12 protein-coding genes and 1 pseudogene are annotated in these 17,405 nt (G+C 45.6%); all 13 read right to left on the bottom strand.

Going from position 1 to position 17,405, the window contains the following annotated elements; all coding sequences use genetic code 11:
- Positions 1-21: 21 nt before the first annotated feature.
- Entirely contained in the window at positions 22-1,425 is a 1,404-nt protein-coding gene (murF, locus tag BN1546_RS20705; RefSeq protein ID WP_090738743.1) for a UDP-N-acetylmuramoyl-tripeptide--D-alanyl-D-alanine ligase, read from the bottom strand.
- Positions 1,425-2,912, bottom strand: a complete 1,488-nt coding sequence (locus tag BN1546_RS20700; protein ID WP_090738742.1) for a UDP-N-acetylmuramoyl-L-alanyl-D-glutamate--2,6-diaminopimelate ligase — start codon at positions 2,910-2,912, stop codon at positions 1,425-1,427. The genes murF and BN1546_RS20700 overlap by 1 nt, the downstream gene beginning before the upstream one ends.
- Before the next feature lie 54 nt (positions 2,913-2,966).
- On the bottom strand, positions 2,967-4,883 hold the full coding sequence (locus BN1546_RS20695) for a stage V sporulation protein D (RefSeq protein ID WP_058711727.1): 1,917 nt from the start codon (positions 4,881-4,883) through the stop codon (positions 2,967-2,969).
- 81 nt (positions 4,884-4,964) lie between these two features.
- Positions 4,965-7,319: a penicillin-binding transpeptidase domain-containing protein gene (locus BN1546_RS20690; RefSeq protein ID WP_090738741.1), complete on the bottom strand. Its 2,355-nt coding sequence runs from the start codon at positions 7,317-7,319 to the stop codon at positions 4,965-4,967.
- Positions 7,320-7,379: 60 nt separating this feature from the next.
- Positions 7,380-7,760 (bottom strand): type VI secretion system membrane subunit TssM, encoded by a 381-nt coding sequence (locus tag BN1546_RS20685; protein ID WP_013372097.1) that lies wholly within the window; start codon positions 7,758-7,760, stop codon positions 7,380-7,382.
- 24 nt (positions 7,761-7,784) lie between these two features.
- Complete coding sequence (rsmH, locus tag BN1546_RS20680; protein WP_013372098.1) at positions 7,785-8,735, bottom strand: 16S rRNA (cytosine(1402)-N(4))-methyltransferase RsmH; 951 nt, start codon at positions 8,733-8,735, stop codon at positions 7,785-7,787.
- Positions 8,736-8,755: 20 nt separating this feature from the next.
- A pseudogene (gene mraZ / locus BN1546_RS20675) lies at positions 8,756-9,190 on the bottom strand (division/cell wall cluster transcriptional repressor MraZ); the annotation flags it as partial.
- A 331-nt stretch (positions 9,191-9,521) separates the two neighbouring features.
- Positions 9,522-10,787, bottom strand: coding sequence for an adenosylhomocysteinase (locus tag BN1546_RS20670; RefSeq protein ID WP_016821550.1), 1,266 nt, complete (start codon positions 10,785-10,787; stop codon positions 9,522-9,524).
- Between the two features lie 43 nt (positions 10,788-10,830).
- Positions 10,831-12,462, bottom strand: a complete 1,632-nt coding sequence (gene bshC / locus BN1546_RS20665) for a bacillithiol biosynthesis cysteine-adding enzyme BshC (RefSeq protein ID WP_090738740.1) — start codon at positions 12,460-12,462, stop codon at positions 10,831-10,833.
- A gap of 124 nt (positions 12,463-12,586) precedes the next feature.
- A complete protein-coding gene (locus BN1546_RS20660) occupies positions 12,587-13,525 on the bottom strand; it encodes an ABC transporter ATP-binding protein (protein ID WP_016821552.1) in 939 nt (312 codons plus the stop codon).
- Between the two features lie 11 nt (positions 13,526-13,536).
- Positions 13,537-14,487 (bottom strand): ABC transporter permease, encoded by a 951-nt coding sequence (locus BN1546_RS20655; RefSeq protein WP_016821553.1) that lies wholly within the window; start codon positions 14,485-14,487, stop codon positions 13,537-13,539.
- 4 nt (positions 14,488-14,491) lie between these two features.
- A complete protein-coding gene (locus tag BN1546_RS20650) occupies positions 14,492-15,424 on the bottom strand; it encodes an ABC transporter permease (RefSeq protein ID WP_090738739.1) in 933 nt (310 codons plus the stop codon).
- 197 nt (positions 15,425-15,621) lie between these two features.
- A complete protein-coding gene (locus BN1546_RS20645) occupies positions 15,622-17,322 on the bottom strand; it encodes a peptide ABC transporter substrate-binding protein (protein ID WP_090738738.1) in 1,701 nt (566 codons plus the stop codon).
- Positions 17,323-17,405: the final 83 nt, after the last annotated feature.

Raw genomic sequence — 17,405 nt, 5'->3', positions numbered from 1 at the left:
GGAGTCTCCCTCTCGTCAACATCAGTTCTGTAGCGGACCGTTTTTCAGCGCATCCACAATTTCTTCTAATCGCATCCCTCTGGATGCCTTAACCAGCACAATATCATCGGCATGGAGATAAGATCGCAAATGCTGGATCAGCTTTTGCTTATCTGTATAAGCATGTACGTTAGCAGTTGGCATTGTCCCTTGCGCACCCTGCGCAATCGAAGCGCCTAATGCACCATAGGTAAACAGTGCCTCTATGTTATGCTTTGCAGCAAAACGCCCAATTTCTTCATGAAATTGCTTTTCCTCAACGCCCAGCTCCAGCATGTCACCAAGCACGGCAATTTTACGTCCACCCGTTTTATATGCAGACAACGTCTGAATTGCAGCCTTCATTGAAGCAGGACTGGCATTGTAAGCGTCATTTAGCACCGTAAGTCCATCCGAACACTTCACGACCTCAATGCGCATGCCCGTCAGCTTTAAAGACGACAACCCTTTACGTATATGGTCTGCATCCACATTGAAATGACGTGCTACCGCCAGCGCTGCCAATCCGTTTACAACATTGTGCTGTCCGAGCAAGGGAAGCCGGAAAGCCTCTTGGCCGGATTGGGCTGTTATGAATAAGCTACCTTCTCCATCCGAAGTGATTTCAGTTGGATAATCATCATTGTCCGCAGCTAACCCGAACGTGAATAATTTTAATCCTTCAGGCTTGACCGTTTCAGGCTCCGCCAACACTTGTGGAAGTAGTGGTTCATCCCCATTATAGATAAGCAATCCACCGGGTTTAATCCCACTTGCGATTTCCAGCTTTGCACGAGCAATTTCAGTGCGAGAACCAAGCTGAAGTAAATGCGATTCGCCAATGTTAGTTATGACAGCTACATCTGGTTGGGCAATATTAGCCAGCAGACGGATTTCCCCGCGTCCACTCATGCCCATCTCCAGAATCAGGATATCTGTATTCTGCGGCATGGACAGTACTGTTAAAGGCAACCCGATATGATTGTTATAATTTCCTTCGGTTTTGTGTACTTTAAAAGTCGTGCCTAATAGAGCATTTACAATATCTTTTGTCGTCGTCTTGCCGTTGCTTCCCGTGATTCCAACGACAGAAACGCCAGTTTCGCGCAAGTATACAGCTGCTAGATGCTGAAGGGCTTCTAATGTATCCTCGACCTCAATAGCATTGACAGTCGGAGGTGCTCCATGATCCTTTTGCCATAAATATGCTGTTGCCCCTCTCTCGCTTACGATCTGCTGAACATAATGATGTCCATCAAATCGTTCACCCACGAGTGGAACGAACAGTCCCAGACTCTGCGGCCTGCGTGAGTCTGTAAAAACGCCCTCAACCATCCGTTCGGCGTCCGCCTCTGCGTGAAGTGTTCCTCCACACATGGATGCAATCTGACCGATTGTTCTTTTCATCACTTGGATAAACCCCTTATCGCTTCTTTGGCTACGATGCGATCATCGAATTCATGCACCGTTTTTCCAATCAACTGGTAAGTCTCATGACCTTTTCCCGCAATCAATACTACATCGTCAGGGCTTGCCATTTCAACAGCTTTATGAATTGCAGTTCTGCGATCCACGATCAGTTCATAACGTTCGGCAGGTACACCTTCATCAATCAACCCTTGTTCGATGTCTTTCAAAATCACTATGGGGTCTTCTGTTCGCGGATTGTCGGAAGTAATAAACGAATGATCGCTGTATCGTGCAGCAATTTTTCCCATCAACGGACGTTTTGTACGATCTCGATCTCCGCCGCAACCAAACACACACCATACTTTACCAGTCGCAAATTCCTTTACGGTGCGAAGGACATTTTCCAATCCGTCTGGCGTATGGGCATAATCAACAATTACAGCAAAGGGTTGACCCGCATCAACAGGCTCTACGCGCCCATCCACGCCTGCGATAGATTCCAGGCTCCGCTTGATATCTACCAGTGAGATACCTTCCAGCAAAGCAGCTGAAATGGCTGCTAGTGCGTTGTACACATTAAACTTGCCTACCATTCGAAGCTCAATGTCAGTTTCTCCTTTAAAAGTGGATACATGGAAGGAGGTTCCCTTGGCACTTATAGTGATACGAGACGCTTGTACATCCGAATCCTTTTCCACGCCGTAGGTAATCACTTGAGCCGCAGTTTGAGCCTGCAAATAGGAAGAGGCTGGATCGTCTGCATTCAGAACAGCATATTTACTATAGGATGTATCACGCGAGAAGGCATTTCCCAGTCTGGAGAACAAAAGTCCCTTGGCAGCGCGGTACTCCTCCATCGTGTTGTGATAGTCTAGATGGTCCTGCGTCAGGTTTGTAAATATAGCGGTACGAAAATCTGTTCCTTTGACACGGCCCTGCTCCAAAGCATGTGAGGATACCTCCATGACACAGCATTGAACCCCTTGCTCTGCCATATTCCCGAGATAACGTTGCAGTTCTACTGCTTCAGGCGTAGTGCCGGACATCGGATAAGACTGGCCGTTGTAACGCATTTGAATGGTACCAATCAGCCCGGTGTTCACCCCGGCGTCCTGCATAATTTTTTCAATCAGGTACGTTATCGTTGTTTTCCCGTTCGTTCCGGTTATGCCGATCATGCGCATACGGCGGCTTGGTGAATCAAACATATAATCCGCCAAAACCGCCATGGCATGTCGCGCATCCTTAACAACAAGCTGCGGAACAGGCACATCCAGTTCTCTCTCTACGACCAAAGCCGCCGCTCCGGACGCAACGGCCTGCCCAGCATAGTCATGTCCATCTACTGTAAAACCGGGTAAGCACAGAAATAAGTCTCCCGGTTGTACACGACGTGAATCCGCCCCGATTCCTCGGCAATCCACTGTACCGTCACCCACCACTCGGGAGACGGCCAGCAGTGAAGCCAATTGTTGAAGCTGCATCTTACATTCCTCCATTGCTCTCTCGTTATTCTAGTATGGTATAAAAAGAACCTATCAATCCCCCATATATATACGGATCGTTGATCCTCGTTCCAATCGAGAGCCTGGCTTCGGTGCCTGACTTATGACCGTCTTGCCTGACCCAGATTTCACGAGCATAAAGTTCATATTCATATCTTCGTATAAATCAGCTGCAGTGGCACCTACCAGATCAGGTACCGTTTCGATCGGTTTTTCCCCATACTTGTACTCTTTGGCAATTTGATTGGTACGAGGTGGTATTTTCAAGGCAATCAGTGCATCCTTTAAAATATTTTGCACGATTGGCGCAGCAACCACACCGCCGAATTGAATCCCTTTCGGGTTATCGACAGCAGTATAGACGACGATTTGCGGATCATCCGCCGGAGCAAAACCAATAAAGGATACAATATGCTCCGAGGAAGAATAACGTCCGTTAATCACCTTTTGTGCTGTACCCGTTTTACCTCCAACCCGGTAACCCTCAATAAAGGCAGGACGACCTGTACCTTTAGCTACAACACTTTCCAGCGCTTCCCTTACCTGTCGAGAGGTATCCTCTGAAACAACTCTACGCACCAGTTCCGGCTCCACTTTTTCTAGAACCTTTCCGGTTTCGGGCTGAATCCAGCCTTTTGTGATGTGAGGCTTATAAAGATTGCCACCATTGATTGCTGCCGACACAGCCGTAACCTGCTGAATCGGAGTGACAGATACCCCTTGACCAAAGGCCGTAGTAGCCAGCTCTACAGGTCCGACCTGAGGTAGCTTGAACAAAATGCCATTGCCCTCACCGATCATGTCAATTCCTGTTTTGCTGCCGAAGCCGAAATTGCGAATGTACTTGAACAGTGTTTCTTTGCCCAGACGTTGTCCCAACGTTACAAAACCCGGATTGCATGAATTTTCTACCACTTGAAGAAAGGTCTGGCTGCCATGCCCACCTTTTTTCCAACAACGCAGGCGTGCTCCACCGACTTCAATATATCCCGGATCAAAGAAACGGTCATTTTTAAGATTAACCTTCTTTTCTTCCAAGGCAGCGGCCAGTGTAATAATTTTAAAAGTAGAACCAGGTTCATATGTCATCCAAATTGGCAGATTTCGATTATAAATTTCAGGCGCATATTGCTTGTAAAGCGCTGGCTCATAGCTTGGTCGTCCAGCCATGCCTAATATTTCACCCGTCTTGGGGTTCATCGCAATAGACAGCGCGGACTTCGCCTGAAATTTGACCATGGCTTGGTCAAGCTCCCGTTCCATAATGGATTGCACCGATTTATCAATGGTTAATTGTAAATTCAGTCCATCCTTCGGTTCAATGTACTTTTCAGAAGAACCAGGCATCAGGCGGCCACCTGCGTCTGATAAATACGCGATGCTTCCATCGATTCCTCGAAGCTTGCTGTTTTGCTGCTTCTCTACACCTGTCAGCCCTTGATTATCAATTCCGGTAAATCCAAGAATATGAGCCGCTAGATCACCATAAGGATAATAACGTTTGTTGTCTTCAGCAACAACGATACCCGGCAGCTTCAAATCACGAATTTTCTGGGCTTTCTCCATCGTAATTTTTCGTCCGCCGGGCTGAAGTTTTTGGCTTGCTGTTCGTTTGGTAATCAGCTTGAGCACTTTATCCTCACTCATATCTAGCAAGGGCGCCAGCCTGCGTGCCGTTTCTTCCGGCTCCTTAATCTGTACTGGTATCGCCATGACAGTCGGTGAACTGACATTATAGGTCAGCGCAGTACCCTGCCGATCCAAAATTTCGCCACGCTTGGCGGCAAAAGGAATATTGCGGCGCCACGAATCCTCAGCCTTGGCTGAGAGCTCGCCTCCTTTACCCAATTGAACATAGGCGAGCCGGATCGACAAGGCCGCAAACAGTACGAACAATCCCAGTAGCCCCCATACCAGCCTACGCCGCATGGTCACGTTAGACTTTTTCAAACGCGCCCCCTCCGTTCCTCAAATACTCATGACATGTCTTACCTCATGAATATTCAAAAGAACGGACATTAGAACAAGCTATCAGTTATCTTCGCCTTTAATCGCGGCAGCACTTTTCTCATCTGCTACAGCAGATATCCCTCCCTTAGGAGTTCCCGCATTTGTTTCAGTACCCGCAGTAGTATCGGTTTTGGTTTTAGTATCGGCCTCCGTTTTCGTTGCATTGCCTGTCTCGTTAGCTGCAACTCCAGTGGTCGAATCCTGTGTTTCCTCCGGCTTCACTCCGGTCACTGTTTCTTTGGCCGGCTGAAGCGTAACACTGACGACCCGCTTGCCATTTACCATTTGTGCCTTTTGAGAGACAACATACCCTTCACCGCTTACCTGAACACCAACCTTCATAAGCGTCAGAACTTGAAGTGTGTCACGCAACGAGACACCTGTAAAATCGGGAATCGTCATGTTAGCACTATCCTCAGTCAGCAAATAAATGCGCTGTCCCGGTTTCATTTTGACGCCTGCTTCAGGATACTGACGAACAATTTTGGAGCCTTTACCTACCGTTTCGTAAGCAATCCCCTGTTTGAGCAATGCATTTTGCGCATCCTTCTTCACTTGGCCTGTTAATTGTGGTATCGTTGGCAAATTCACCGTTTTTACTGCAGATTCACCTGATTTATTCGTTTTGGTTCCTGTTTTGGGAACCCCCATATATTGCAGCGATTGGGACACGATTTTTTTAAACACAGGTGCTGCTGCTGTACCGCCGCCTACCGATTTGTTAGGTTCATCCATAACAACCAAGACAGCTATTTTCGGATCATTTACTGGTGCAAAACCAATAAAAGACACTACATCCTTCGAATGATCGTAAACTTTTCCGACGACTTTCGTCGCCGTCCCTGTTTTACCAGCAACACGGTACCCGTCGATATAAGCAAGACGTCCCGTACCAATTTCTTGGTCAGACACGACCTGCTCCAGATAGCTGCTTGTCTGAGCTGCAGATTCCTGAGTAATCACTTGGCGGACTTCCTTCGGTTGAATCGTCTGCACTTCGCCTGTATCTGGGTTTATAATTTCCTTCACCAGATGAGGCTGCATCAACTTCCCACCGTTAGCAATTGCCGAGATCGCTGCCACCTGCTGAATTGGCGTTACCTGAACACGTCCGTGTCCATATGCAGCCGTCGCGACTTCGGATTTGTACTGGGTATGGAATGTAATAGCTCCGGTAGACTCACTTGGAAGATCGATGCCTGTTTTCATACCGAATCCAAAGTTATTGATATATTTCTTCAGCCTCTCGCCACCCAACTTATTAAGTCCCAAATGGACGAAACCTACGTTACTCGAACGCTTGACCCCTTGAAGATAGGTTAACGTTCCCCAGTTACGGCTTACGTCACGAATATCCCAGCCTCCGACGCGAATCATACCAGATTGATAGGTCTCATTCGGATTAAATACCTTTTCTTGGACCGCAGCAGCCAAGGTTACTATCTTAAACGTGGAGCCCGGTTCGTAGATAGACTGAGTAGCATTATTACGGAAATTTTCCAAAGGCGTACTCCCATATGTATTGGGATTAAAATTCGGATAAGTCGCCATCCCGAGAACATCCATTGTTTTAGGATCGGCCGCTACCACAGTCATCGTTTTGGGATTATATTTTGCAATAGCTTCTTGCATGGCATCCTCTATATAATACTGAATCGTATCGTCAACCGTCAGCTTTAAATTTTTACCATTTTGTGCCGGCTCGTAGACACTTTCCGATCCCTGAAGAGGAACTCCCTTTCGATCCCGCTGATACAGAAGCTTTCCAGCCGTGCCAGAGAGCTCTTTATTGTAATAAGCTTCCAACCCCATACCTGCAGTACCATCTTTTCGTTGATAGCCAAGGATATGAGAAGCCAGCTTATTTTCCGGATAATAGCGTTTGGATTCCTGAACAGTGTCCACAGCTCCAACTACCTCATACTTATCCTTCAAATACTCTTTGAACGTATCGACCTGTGTTTTCACCTCAGGGTCTACCTTCCAGCCTCCATTACGAATCTCACGGTTTTTTAAATAGTTACCCTCTTTATCCTTTGCAGATAGATGTCTTCTCAGCTCATCCTCGGGCGTTTTAAGTAGCTGATGCAGCTTGGCTACAACCTCATTCTCCAGATCATACTCCTGAATGATGCTAGGGTTGACAACCACCGTGTAAGCCGGTGCATCCGTAGCTAGTACATTTCCTTTACGGTCCATTATGGTTCCACGCTTGGGCTGAATCACCTGGTCTCTTTCTATCTGTGTAACTACCTGATTATGCCAATATTCCCCGCTCACGACTTGAATCCAAAATACCTTAAGTAGCAGAACAAGAAAAAAGAGGGTAATACATCCCCCTATCAGCAGTGTGCGAAGCTTTATTCTTTTGACCATAGCTCAAACCTCTCTGCAAAAAAATATACGTCAGAGCATAGCTTGATGCTATGCTCTTAACTATTTGGCAGCCTGCTTTTCCACACGAATGGGCTCTCTTGTTGGTTCGATATATCCCTGTTCCTTCGCAGTCGGCACAATCTGATTCTCCAGACGTTCCTTCTGAATCTTCAATTGGGCGATATTGGTCTGTAATTTGGAAATGTCCTTGCTGGCTGTATTAATCGCATAATTAATTTGATAAATGTGAGCATATCTGCCAATCAACGTCCCCGCAATGACAATGCATGCTACAAGTGTCAATAGATACAGCAGCTTTTCTCGAATCGGCAGCTCTCTGCGGCGTGTAACGACTTTGGTGGTCTCACGATACCGTTGTTGCTGAACCTGTTCCTGACGGGCTCTTTCTTTTACAGCCAAATTACCGCGTGTATAAGCCATGTCGCCTCTCCTTCTCCATTAAATTTACAATTTTTCGGCAACTCTCAGCTTGGCTGACCGGGATCGTGGATTAAGCTCCAATTCCTGTTCTGATGCCACAATCGGCTTACGATTCACCAGCTTTAGATCGCCTACCATTTTGTCATCCAGAATCGGCAAATCAGACGGATAGATGCTTTTCGCCAAATACTCCTTGAAAATATGCTTGCATATCCGATCCTCCAAGGAATGAAACGTAATAACCGAAATTCTGCCCCCTGGAGCCAGACATCTTACTGCCTGATGCAAAGTATCTTCCAGTGCACCCAGCTCATCATTCACAGCAATCCGCAAAGCCTGAAAACTGCGTTTAGCCGGATGTCCCCCGGTTCTGCGTGCCGCAGCCGGAATTCCTTCTTTGATAATATCGACAAGTTCCCCCGTTGTGTGAATAGGCTTGTTCATTCTACGTTCAACCATGATCTTCGCGATCCGCCTGGAGAACTTCTCTTCTCCATATTGAAACAGGATCCGTGCAATCTCCGCTTCCGGCCATTCATTAACAATTTCGTATGCCGTAAGCGAACTGCTCTGATCCATCCGCATATCAAGCGGTGCATCATGATTGTAACTGAATCCCCGCTCCCCCTCATCGAACTGGGGCGAGGATACACCCAGGTCGAACAAAATACCCTGGACCTGCGGGACGCCGTCTTTTTCGGGCAATCCCAGTTCGGCCAGCTTGTCCTGCAAGTGGCGGAAGTTGGATTTCACTAATGAAATCTTTCCTTCATAGGCTGACAGCTTCTCTCGTGCATTGTTCAATGCCCAGTCGTCCTGATCAAAGGCAATAAGCCTCCCCTCAGGGCCAAGCTGTGATGCAATGACGGAACTGTGTCCTGCCCCTCCCAACGTGCAGTCCACATAAATCCCGTCCTGCCTGATGTTTAGTGCCTGTGTTGCTTCTTCCTTGAGTACGGTAATGTGGTGAAACAAACGGCTGACCTCCTAAAATACAATTCAAAGTTGAAATCAACCAATTTCTCAGCAATGTCGTTAAATGCTTCTTCTGATTGGTTGAAATATTGCTCCCAAGTGTGCTTGCTCCAAATCTCTACCCGGGTGGACACTCCCAATACGACGCACTCTTTTGTAAGCTTGGCGTATTCGCACAAATTCCCCGGTAAATTTACCCTGCCCTGTTTGTCCAATTCGCATTCAGTCGCCCCCGAGAAAAAAAACCGAGTAAACGCCCGCGCATCAGCCTTCATCAAAGGCAGTGCTTTAAGTTTTTTCTCCATAACAGCCCACTCACCCATGGGATACACGAAGAGGCATTGATCCAGCCCGCGGGTAACCACGAACGAGGCACCAAGAAGTTCACGAAACTTGGCCGGGACAGTAAGCCGTCCCTTATCATCAATGCTATGTTGGAACTCCCCCATAAACATTGGTTTCGTCACCCCTTACCCCATTCTCCCACTTTGGCCCACTTTCCACCACCTAAGCATAATAGATTCGCTTTAAAAAATCAAAGACCTCTTTTTCATGACGAAAAAGTGATAATTTCTAGATACATGGCACGATGTCTGTTATTGTAGCCCTGCGTCATAAGATGCCAAAAAGCCCCTTATCCCATGAAGTCGAACCCCCGACAATATGCATCAGGTTTCGAAACAACACGGAATAAAGGGCTTATTCTCTATCCATTGTGTCAACCTATACAAGCACTTGCATTAAAAATGTACCGCTTCTGCAGTAGACACCGTGACCAAAAATAGATTACGCGTTCCAGCTGTCCAGATAGACCTTTTGGTCTTCTGTTAATGTGTCAATCTTGATTCCCAGACTATCAAGCTTGAATCGAGCCACTTGCTCATCAATTTCATAAGGTACATTAATCACGGCTTTGCCCAGCTCGTTGTAACGATCATTCACATATTTCAAGCCGAGTGCCTGAAGCGCAAATGTGGTATCCATAATTTCTGCAGGATGACCGTCAGCGGCAGCCAGATTCACAAGGCGCCCTTCTGCGAGCAAATACATTTTACGTCCATCTTTAAAGCGGTATTCCTCGATATTGCGACGCACCGTGCGAATGGATTCGGAGCGTTTGGCAAGCTCAGGCTTACTAACCTCCACATCAAAATGCCCTGCGTTACACAGCACAGCTCCATCCTTCATAACATCAAAGTGCTCCCCTGTAATTACAGCTTTATTTCCAGTTACTGTAATGAAGAAGTCACCCAGTTTGGCAGCTTCCACCATTGGCAATACATGAAAACCATCCATATGGGCTTCTACAGCCTTGATTGGATCAACTTCAGTTACAACAACGTTGGCTCCCAGCCCTTTTGCACGCATTGCAACCCCTTTGCCACACCATCCATAACCCACCACAACCACTGTACTTCCTGCCACAACCAGATTAGTCGTACGAATAATACCATCGAAAGCTGACTGACCCGTACCATAGCGGTTGTCGAACAAATATTTACAGTAAGCATCATTTACAGCCACCATCGGAAAGTGAAGCTGCCCTTCTTTTTCCAAAGCCTTCAAACGAATAATCCCTGTAGTGGTCTCCTCTGCTCCTCCACGAATCGTTGAAATCAGATCAGGCCGTTCAGATTGCAACAGAGTAACCAGGTCGCCACCGTCATCTATAATGAGATCTGGCTTAGTTTCCAGTGCCTTGATTTGCAAATTCTTGAATTCCTCTGGATCTGGGTTGTATTTAGCCAATACCGTAACGCCATCTTCAACTAATGCGGCGCAAACATCATCTTGTGTCGACAAAGGGTTACTACCCGTAATGGTGACCTGTGCCCCACCTGCTTGTACCACTTTAGCCAGATAAGCCGTTTTGGCCTCCAGATGTAAACAAATCGTTACCTTCAGACCGGCAAAAGGCTGTTCTTGCTCGAATTGTTGACGTATGCGGTTCAATACCGGCATATGGGCTTCTACCCAATCAATTTTCAAATGACCTTCAGGGGCCAATTTAAGATCGTGAATAATGCTATTTTGCAGAGAATGGGAAGTCATACGTTATTTCCTCCTAAATATTAGTTAAATTCGTTTATGATCATTATACATAAATCACACGATGCGTCCCCGACAAATCCAAAGGTACGTTCATAATCATATCCATCAGGTCGAGACCGTAACGGTTCAGAAAATGATAGATGGTATACGCGCGCTCCTGCGGCTGTCCAAATGGGAAAAGCGACCATTCGATATGATCCCAATGGCGAAGTGCTGTTCCATTTTGCCGAAGCAGCGCTTCCTGCACCTTTGCCTCCAGATAGTCAATCTGCCCCAGAATTTTCTCGCAGTTGGTTTCTCCGAGCTGTAGCAAACCTTTCTCTATCATTCCTGTCTGCTGTATAAGCGGTTTATACATACGGATAAAAGCATCCTTAGCCTCGGAAAACTGATCCTGCATTCCAAGCTGATCTTGAGTGGTAATCCATTGCTTTTTCCGTTCCTCAAGCCCGTCTCTAACTTGACCAAAAGTTAGTTCGTACTTAAGCATATGCTTTTCCACGCCCGGCTCCAGTAATGTAAAAGACATACGGGGCAGCAGTATCGGCATCTGCATCCCGAGCACTCCGAAAGCATCTCGTGTAATTGCCCAGTAGGCAATTTCTCCTAGACCCAGCACAGATCCCAGTACCGGGAACAGTGAATCCTGCATGAGCGGACGGGTTAGTACATTGTTACTAAAAAGTTCGGGGTGTCTATCTATTTCTTCAAGCAGTTCATCCGCTGTAAATGCCACCAAACCGCGTCGATCTGTGAATAAACCAGCTTTTTTGAAAAGTAGCAGGCGTTCCTCTTCATGAATGTAAAAAAGGTTCGCACCACCTTCATGCACATCCGCTTGTAAATGATAACCATAGTCCACGATCCGCGTAGCGGTTGTCTTATACGCTGTCTCCAACTCATCATTGTGCTGAACCAACCGTCTAAAAACGGATGTCTCCAGCTTGCGCAGTAAAGGATCTGCAGAATCCATGAGCACCAATCCATAGGCACCAAACAAACGACCCATCAGCCTGGCAAAGGCCTCACTTAGTCCATATGACTCTGTCAAACCTTGCTCAATCATGCGCATAATATCGGTCTTATGTTCTGAATCTGGCAAGCTTTGCTCTATATCCGCCATCGCTTGCATCCACTCAACCGTATCAACTTTAATGGCACTAACTGAAGAACGGTGTTCAGGCTGCTTATTCAGCTTGATTTTAACTGCTTGCGGGTCTTTTGCCATTACGTATGTATGATTGACCTCGTCCCAGTCATGATCTTCACCAGCAATCCAGAAAATCGGAATAACCGGACGTCCAAGCCGTTCCTCAGCTTCTCTAGCTGCTTTAATAATCGTAGCAGCTTTGTAAATGACCAGCATCGGACCTGTGAATAGTCCACTTTGCTGTCCGCCAACGACTACTAAAGCATCTGGACTTTCCAAACGGTCCAATGAAGCATGAACCGCCTCATGCGAGTTGTGTTGCTCATTGTATATACGAAGACATGCTACGACATCCTTACGGTTTATTCGCAGATGCTCCGTCTTATCCAGCCACTTCGCCCGTTGGGCATAAGCATCGGCGTGCAGAATATCATATTCATACAAATCGCTTGCGCGTCCTGTACCCTGTATGTAGTCTTCTGCCAAAGCCGACCCTCCGCGAAGCGTTTCCGGAACTATTTGCATGGGTCTGCCTCCTGTCTCCACTAAAACCTTACTGCTTGATTGTACCGAAAGCCCATGTCCACGTCAAAGCTTCCTATAAAAAAAAAACCGCCGAATAACTCGGCGGTTGGTATATAGAACAAGATCAAGCGTAAGGTTCAGCTACAAAATGTCCTTTAGACACTTCGATAAGCGTGGCATTTTCCAGGTTATAAGCCCCTGCCTTATTATCGGACGCGTTATGAATCGGTCCGCCTTGATCGTCAGGCATAATAATTCGTTTTTTGTTGGCTTCGACTTCCGGGTCAGGAAGTGGAATCGCCGACAAAAGCATTTTCGTATATGGATGAATCGGATTGGCATATAATTCAGAGCTTTCAGCAAGCTCTACCATTCTGCCTCTATACATTACAGCTACCCGATCACTAATGTGCTTGACCATCGACAGATCATGCGCAATGAACAGGTACGTCAGGCCCAGACGTTCTTGAAGCTCTTTTAACAGGTTGACAACTTGAGCCTGAATGGATACGTCAAGCGCTGAAATCGGCTCATCACAAATGATGAACTTAGGATTAACAGCCAATGCACGGGCAATACCGATCCGTTGACGTTGGCCACCAGAAAACTCATGTGGATAGCGTGTTGCATGGTCAGGGTTCAAACCAACCAGATCAAGCAACTCCTCAATCCGTTTTTTACGTTCTGCACGGCTACCTGCCATATTGTGAATATCCAGTGCCTCACCAATAATATCAGACACAGTAAAACGCGGGTTCAATGATGCATACGGATCTTGAAAGATCATCTGCATATCACGACGCATTGCTTTCATTTTACCCGGTGATAATTTGTAAATATCTGTGCCGTTAAAACGTACGCTACCTGCTGTAGGTTCATACAAGCGCAAAATAGTACGACCCGCTGTAGATTTACCACAACCGGATTCGCCAACCATACCCAGCGTTTCACCCTCACGAATATAGAAATTCAGGTTGTCCACCGCTTTGAGCACACGGTTTTTGCCAACATTAAAATACTTTTTAAGACCTTCAACCTCAATTAAATTGTTGCTACTCACCATGATCTCACCTCCTATTTCTTCAACTTCGGATCAAGCGCATCACGCAAGCCGTCGCCAAAAAGGTTGAACGCAAGCATAATCAAACTGATCAAACCTGCTGGGAAAAGCATCCGCCACGGATAATACATCCACCCTGTCAGAGCTGATTCAATCATTGAACCCAGCGACGCCTGAGGAGCCTGTACCCCTAATCCAAGGAAGCTCAGGAATGCCTCGGAGAAAATAGCACTTGGAACCGTCAAGGTCAATGTGACAATGATTGGTCCTACTGCATTAGGCAACAAGTGACGGAACAACAAACGACCTGCACCAGCACCCATTGAACGGGAAGCAAGTACGAATTCTCGGTTTTTAAGTTGCAGCATTTCACCACGTACAATCCACGACATGTTAATCCACCCGGTTACACAGAGCGCAATAATAATTGTGGTGATACTTGGCTCCAGTACAACCAGCAATAGAATTGTAACAAGCAAGTAAGGAATGGAATACAAGATTTCAGAAAATTTATTCATGATTTCATCAACGCGGCCACCAAAGTAACCCATAATTCCACCATAAATTACACCAATCATCAAGTCAATCATTGCAGCAGCCAAACCAATAATCAATGAAATCCGTGCGCCCATCCAAGTACGTACAAACATATCACGCCCCAGATCATCTGTTCCGAACCAATGTTCCGCCGATGGAGGAAGATTGGTGCTCAACAAATCATTCGTGCGGTCATCGTATGGCGACAGCATCGGACCAATAATTGAAGCAAGCACAATGAGAACCAAAACGCTTAAGCTCGTCATAGCCAATTTATTTTTACGAAGTCGCTCCCAAGCATCTCGCCAAGCGGATAAGCTTTCACGCTGAATAACTTCAGACTGCTTTTCATCCGCTCCGACCCTCTGGAAATCTTCCGGTTTCACCTGAAGTTTATCCAAGTTCACAGCATTATCTTTAACAGACATAAAGTTATCCCTCCTTCCCGCCAGTAAGCTTAATCCGCGGATCAATAAATCCATATGCAATATCCGTAATAAAACGTGCCACCATCAGCAAAATACCGTAAAAAATAGTAACTCCCATAATCATCGTATAATCACGGGTTGTAATACTATCTACGAACACCTTACCGATACCGCCAATCCCGAAGATTCGTTCAATAACAACCGAACCCGTAATAATATTGGCTGTCATTGGTCCTACATAGGTAACAACCGGCAGAATGGCATTACGTATAACGTGTTTGAACATAATTGTAATGGGTTTCAAGCCTTTAGCCTTGGCAGTCTTAATGTAATCTGCATGAAGCACTTCCAGCATACTGGAACGCGTTAGTCGAGCGATAAACGCAATCGGTGAAGCAGATAGAGCCGCAACTGGCAAGAAGTAATCCATCGGGCCTTCAAAGCCCATAACATTAAACCAGCCTAACTGTTGAGCAAAGAAAAATTGAATTAACGATGCCAGAACGAAGCTGGGAACCGCAATCCCCATAATAGCTAATACCATAGCGACGTTATCTATGAGCCTACGATGATACAAAGCTGCTAGCATTCCTAGCAAGATACCGACAATTATCGACACGATTATGGCAACAAAACCGAGTTTGAGGGAAACCGTAAACGTTTGTCCGATAATGTCAGTTACACTTTGATTCAGTTTTTTCATAGAAATACCAAAATCACCTGAAGCAATATCACCTAAGTATTTAAAATATTGGACATATACAGGCTTATCCAACCCATATTGTTCCATTAACCGGGCTTGAATCTCAGGAGAAGTCGCTTTTTCACTCATGAAGGGGTTACCCGGAATTGCTTTCATGAGAAAAAACGTCGCAGAGATCAGAATGAACAAAGACAGCAACATATAAAAGAATTTACTGATCAAATAACGCGTCATTGCCCGTTTACACCCCCCATAAATTTTTTTCGACACCATTCGATTTTATCGAAATAGAATTGGACTGTCCAATCTACTTATTTGCATGGTTACATGATGATGGAAAAGACTAGGACACACAAAAAAAACGGGATATATATGGTTCAATCCACATATATATCCCGAAGTAACTATCAAACTTCAGAATTAAGCTTCAGTTACTGTGTAATATACGCTCTTGTGAAATCAATTGCTCCACTAAAGTCAAGCGCGATGTCTTTTACATTCTGTTTCGTTAAAGAAACATTTGAATAGTAATAGATCGGAAGCATTACCATATCATCTTGAACCAGAATTTTCTCTGCCTTCGCGAAATCTTCCATACGTTTAGCTGGATCAGTTTCTGTTTTGGCAGCTTTAATCAATTCATCATAAGCAGGGTTAGCGTAACCTGAGTTGTTGTTACCATTGCCTGTTGTCCACATATCCAGGAATGTCATCGGATCATTATAGTCAGCAGACCAACCACCACGAGCGATTTGGAAATTCAGCTTGTTACGTGTTTGGATAAATACGCCCCACTCTTGATTTTGAGTTTTAACATCTACACCAAGGTTTTTCTTCCACATATCAGCTACTGCCAAAGCAATCTTTTGGTGACTTTCACTGGAGTTGTACAGCATTGTTACTGTAGGAAGCGTAGTCATTCCTTCTTCTTTCATACCTTCTTGAAGCAATTTTTTCGCTTCAGTGAAATCTTCTTTGAAGAAATCATCTTTATGCTCACTACGGAATTCTTGAGAAACTCCTTTGATGCCTGGAGGTACAAAGCCGTAAGCAGGAATTTGACCGCCCATTGTTACACGTTCAACGATCGGTTGGCGTTGAATAGCCATCGCAAACGCTTTACGGATTTTAGCATTATTAAATGGTTTTTCTGTTACATTAAACAGATAGTAGTACGTACTTGCAATTCCTTTAGCCTTAAATTCATTAGGTAATTCGTTTTTCACAGCTGTAATTTGATCAGTAGGGATTTCGCCGTTTGGCATACCTGAATAATCAAGTTGTCCACTTCTGTACGAAGCCAGTTCAGTTGCACCACTATTTACAAGGGACATTGTAATCTTGCTCAACTTGATTTCGTCTTTACCCCAGTAGTTTTCGTTCTTGGAAACTTCGATCTTTTGACCGCTATCCCAAGCCGTTAATGTGAAAGGTCCGTTAGTAATCATGCTATCTTTCTGAACTGCCCACTTGTCATTACCTTTAATAGAAGGATTTACAGGATAGAAAGTGTAGAAAGAAGTCAATCCCAGGAAGTAAGGAGTTGGGTGTTCCAGTTCTACTTGCAATGTATGGTCATCAACAGCTTTGACACCTACATCTTTAAAGTCTGTAATTTTTGTTCCTTTATAAGATTTCGAAGTGCTCAGGTTGTAGCCCTCAGCATTTTTGATATAGTACAATTGGTAAGCATATGGAGGTGCAGGAGCCGTCGAAGGGTCCAATACCCGTTGCCAAGCGAATACGAAGTCACTTGCTTTGACTGGGTCGCCATTACTCCATTTTGCAGTATCACGAAGCTTGAACGTGTAGGTTTTGCCGTCATCGGAGATTTTCCAAGATTCAGCAACGCCAGGGATTTCTTTGCCGTCAGGACCCATACGTACGAGACCTTCATACAAAGTTTTCAGAACCGCGTTGGTTTGACTATCCTGAGCTTGTGCCGGATCGAAGGTTGGCGGCTCGGAAGAAAGGTTAACGCGCAAAATTTGCTTGTCGGCCGGGGCCGGCGTAGTCGAGGTGTTTTCTTGTGCGCCCTTACCATTGGTATCATTCTTGCCGCCGCAACCTGCGAGCAGTGCGCCAACTGCAAGAACGAGTGTCAAAAGGACTAAAAAGCTTTTCCTTTTCATCTAGCGTTTTCCCCCTAGTTCTAAAGTGGTATATGTTTATAGATTATACAACCAGCGGTCAAAAAAATCTACATTACATTTCT

Origin of the sequence: Paenibacillus sp. Mc5Re-14, assembly GCF_001049835.1 — a bacterium.
In the GTDB taxonomy this organism is placed as follows: domain Bacteria; phylum Bacillota; class Bacilli; order Paenibacillales; family Paenibacillaceae; genus Paenibacillus; species Paenibacillus polymyxa_C.
This window is presented reverse-complemented; position numbering and strand designations above follow the sequence as displayed.

Coding starts and splice junctions, on each gene's coding strand:
- BN1546_RS20660 (WP_016821552.1), bottom strand. CDS start 13,525: ATGGTGAGTAGCAACAATTTAATTGAGGTTGAAGGTCTTAAAAAGTAT.
- BN1546_RS20685 (WP_013372097.1), bottom strand. CDS start 7,760: ATGGCTTATACACGCGGTAATTTGGCTGTAAAAGAAAGAGCCCGTCAG.
- BN1546_RS20655 (WP_016821553.1), bottom strand. CDS start 14,487: ATGTCTGTTAAAGATAATGCTGTGAACTTGGATAAACTTCAGGTGAAA.
- BN1546_RS20650 (WP_090738739.1), bottom strand. CDS start 15,424: ATGACGCGTTATTTGATCAGTAAATTCTTTTATATGTTGCTGTCTTTG.
- BN1546_RS20700 (WP_090738742.1), bottom strand. CDS start 2,912: ATGCAGCTTCAACAATTGGCTTCACTGCTGGCCGTCTCCCGAGTGGTG.
- bshC (WP_090738740.1), bottom strand. CDS start 12,462: ATGCAAATAGTTCCGGAAACGCTTCGCGGAGGGTCGGCTTTGGCAGAA.
- BN1546_RS20670 (WP_016821550.1), bottom strand. CDS start 10,787: ATGACTTCCCATTCTCTGCAAAATAGCATTATTCACGATCTTAAATTG.
- murF (WP_090738743.1), bottom strand. CDS start 1,425: ATGAAAAGAACAATCGGTCAGATTGCATCCATGTGTGGAGGAACACTT.
- BN1546_RS20690 (WP_090738741.1), bottom strand. CDS start 7,319: ATGGTCAAAAGAATAAAGCTTCGCACACTGCTGATAGGGGGATGTATT.
- BN1546_RS20645 (WP_090738738.1), bottom strand. CDS start 17,322: ATGAAAAGGAAAAGCTTTTTAGTCCTTTTGACACTCGTTCTTGCAGTT.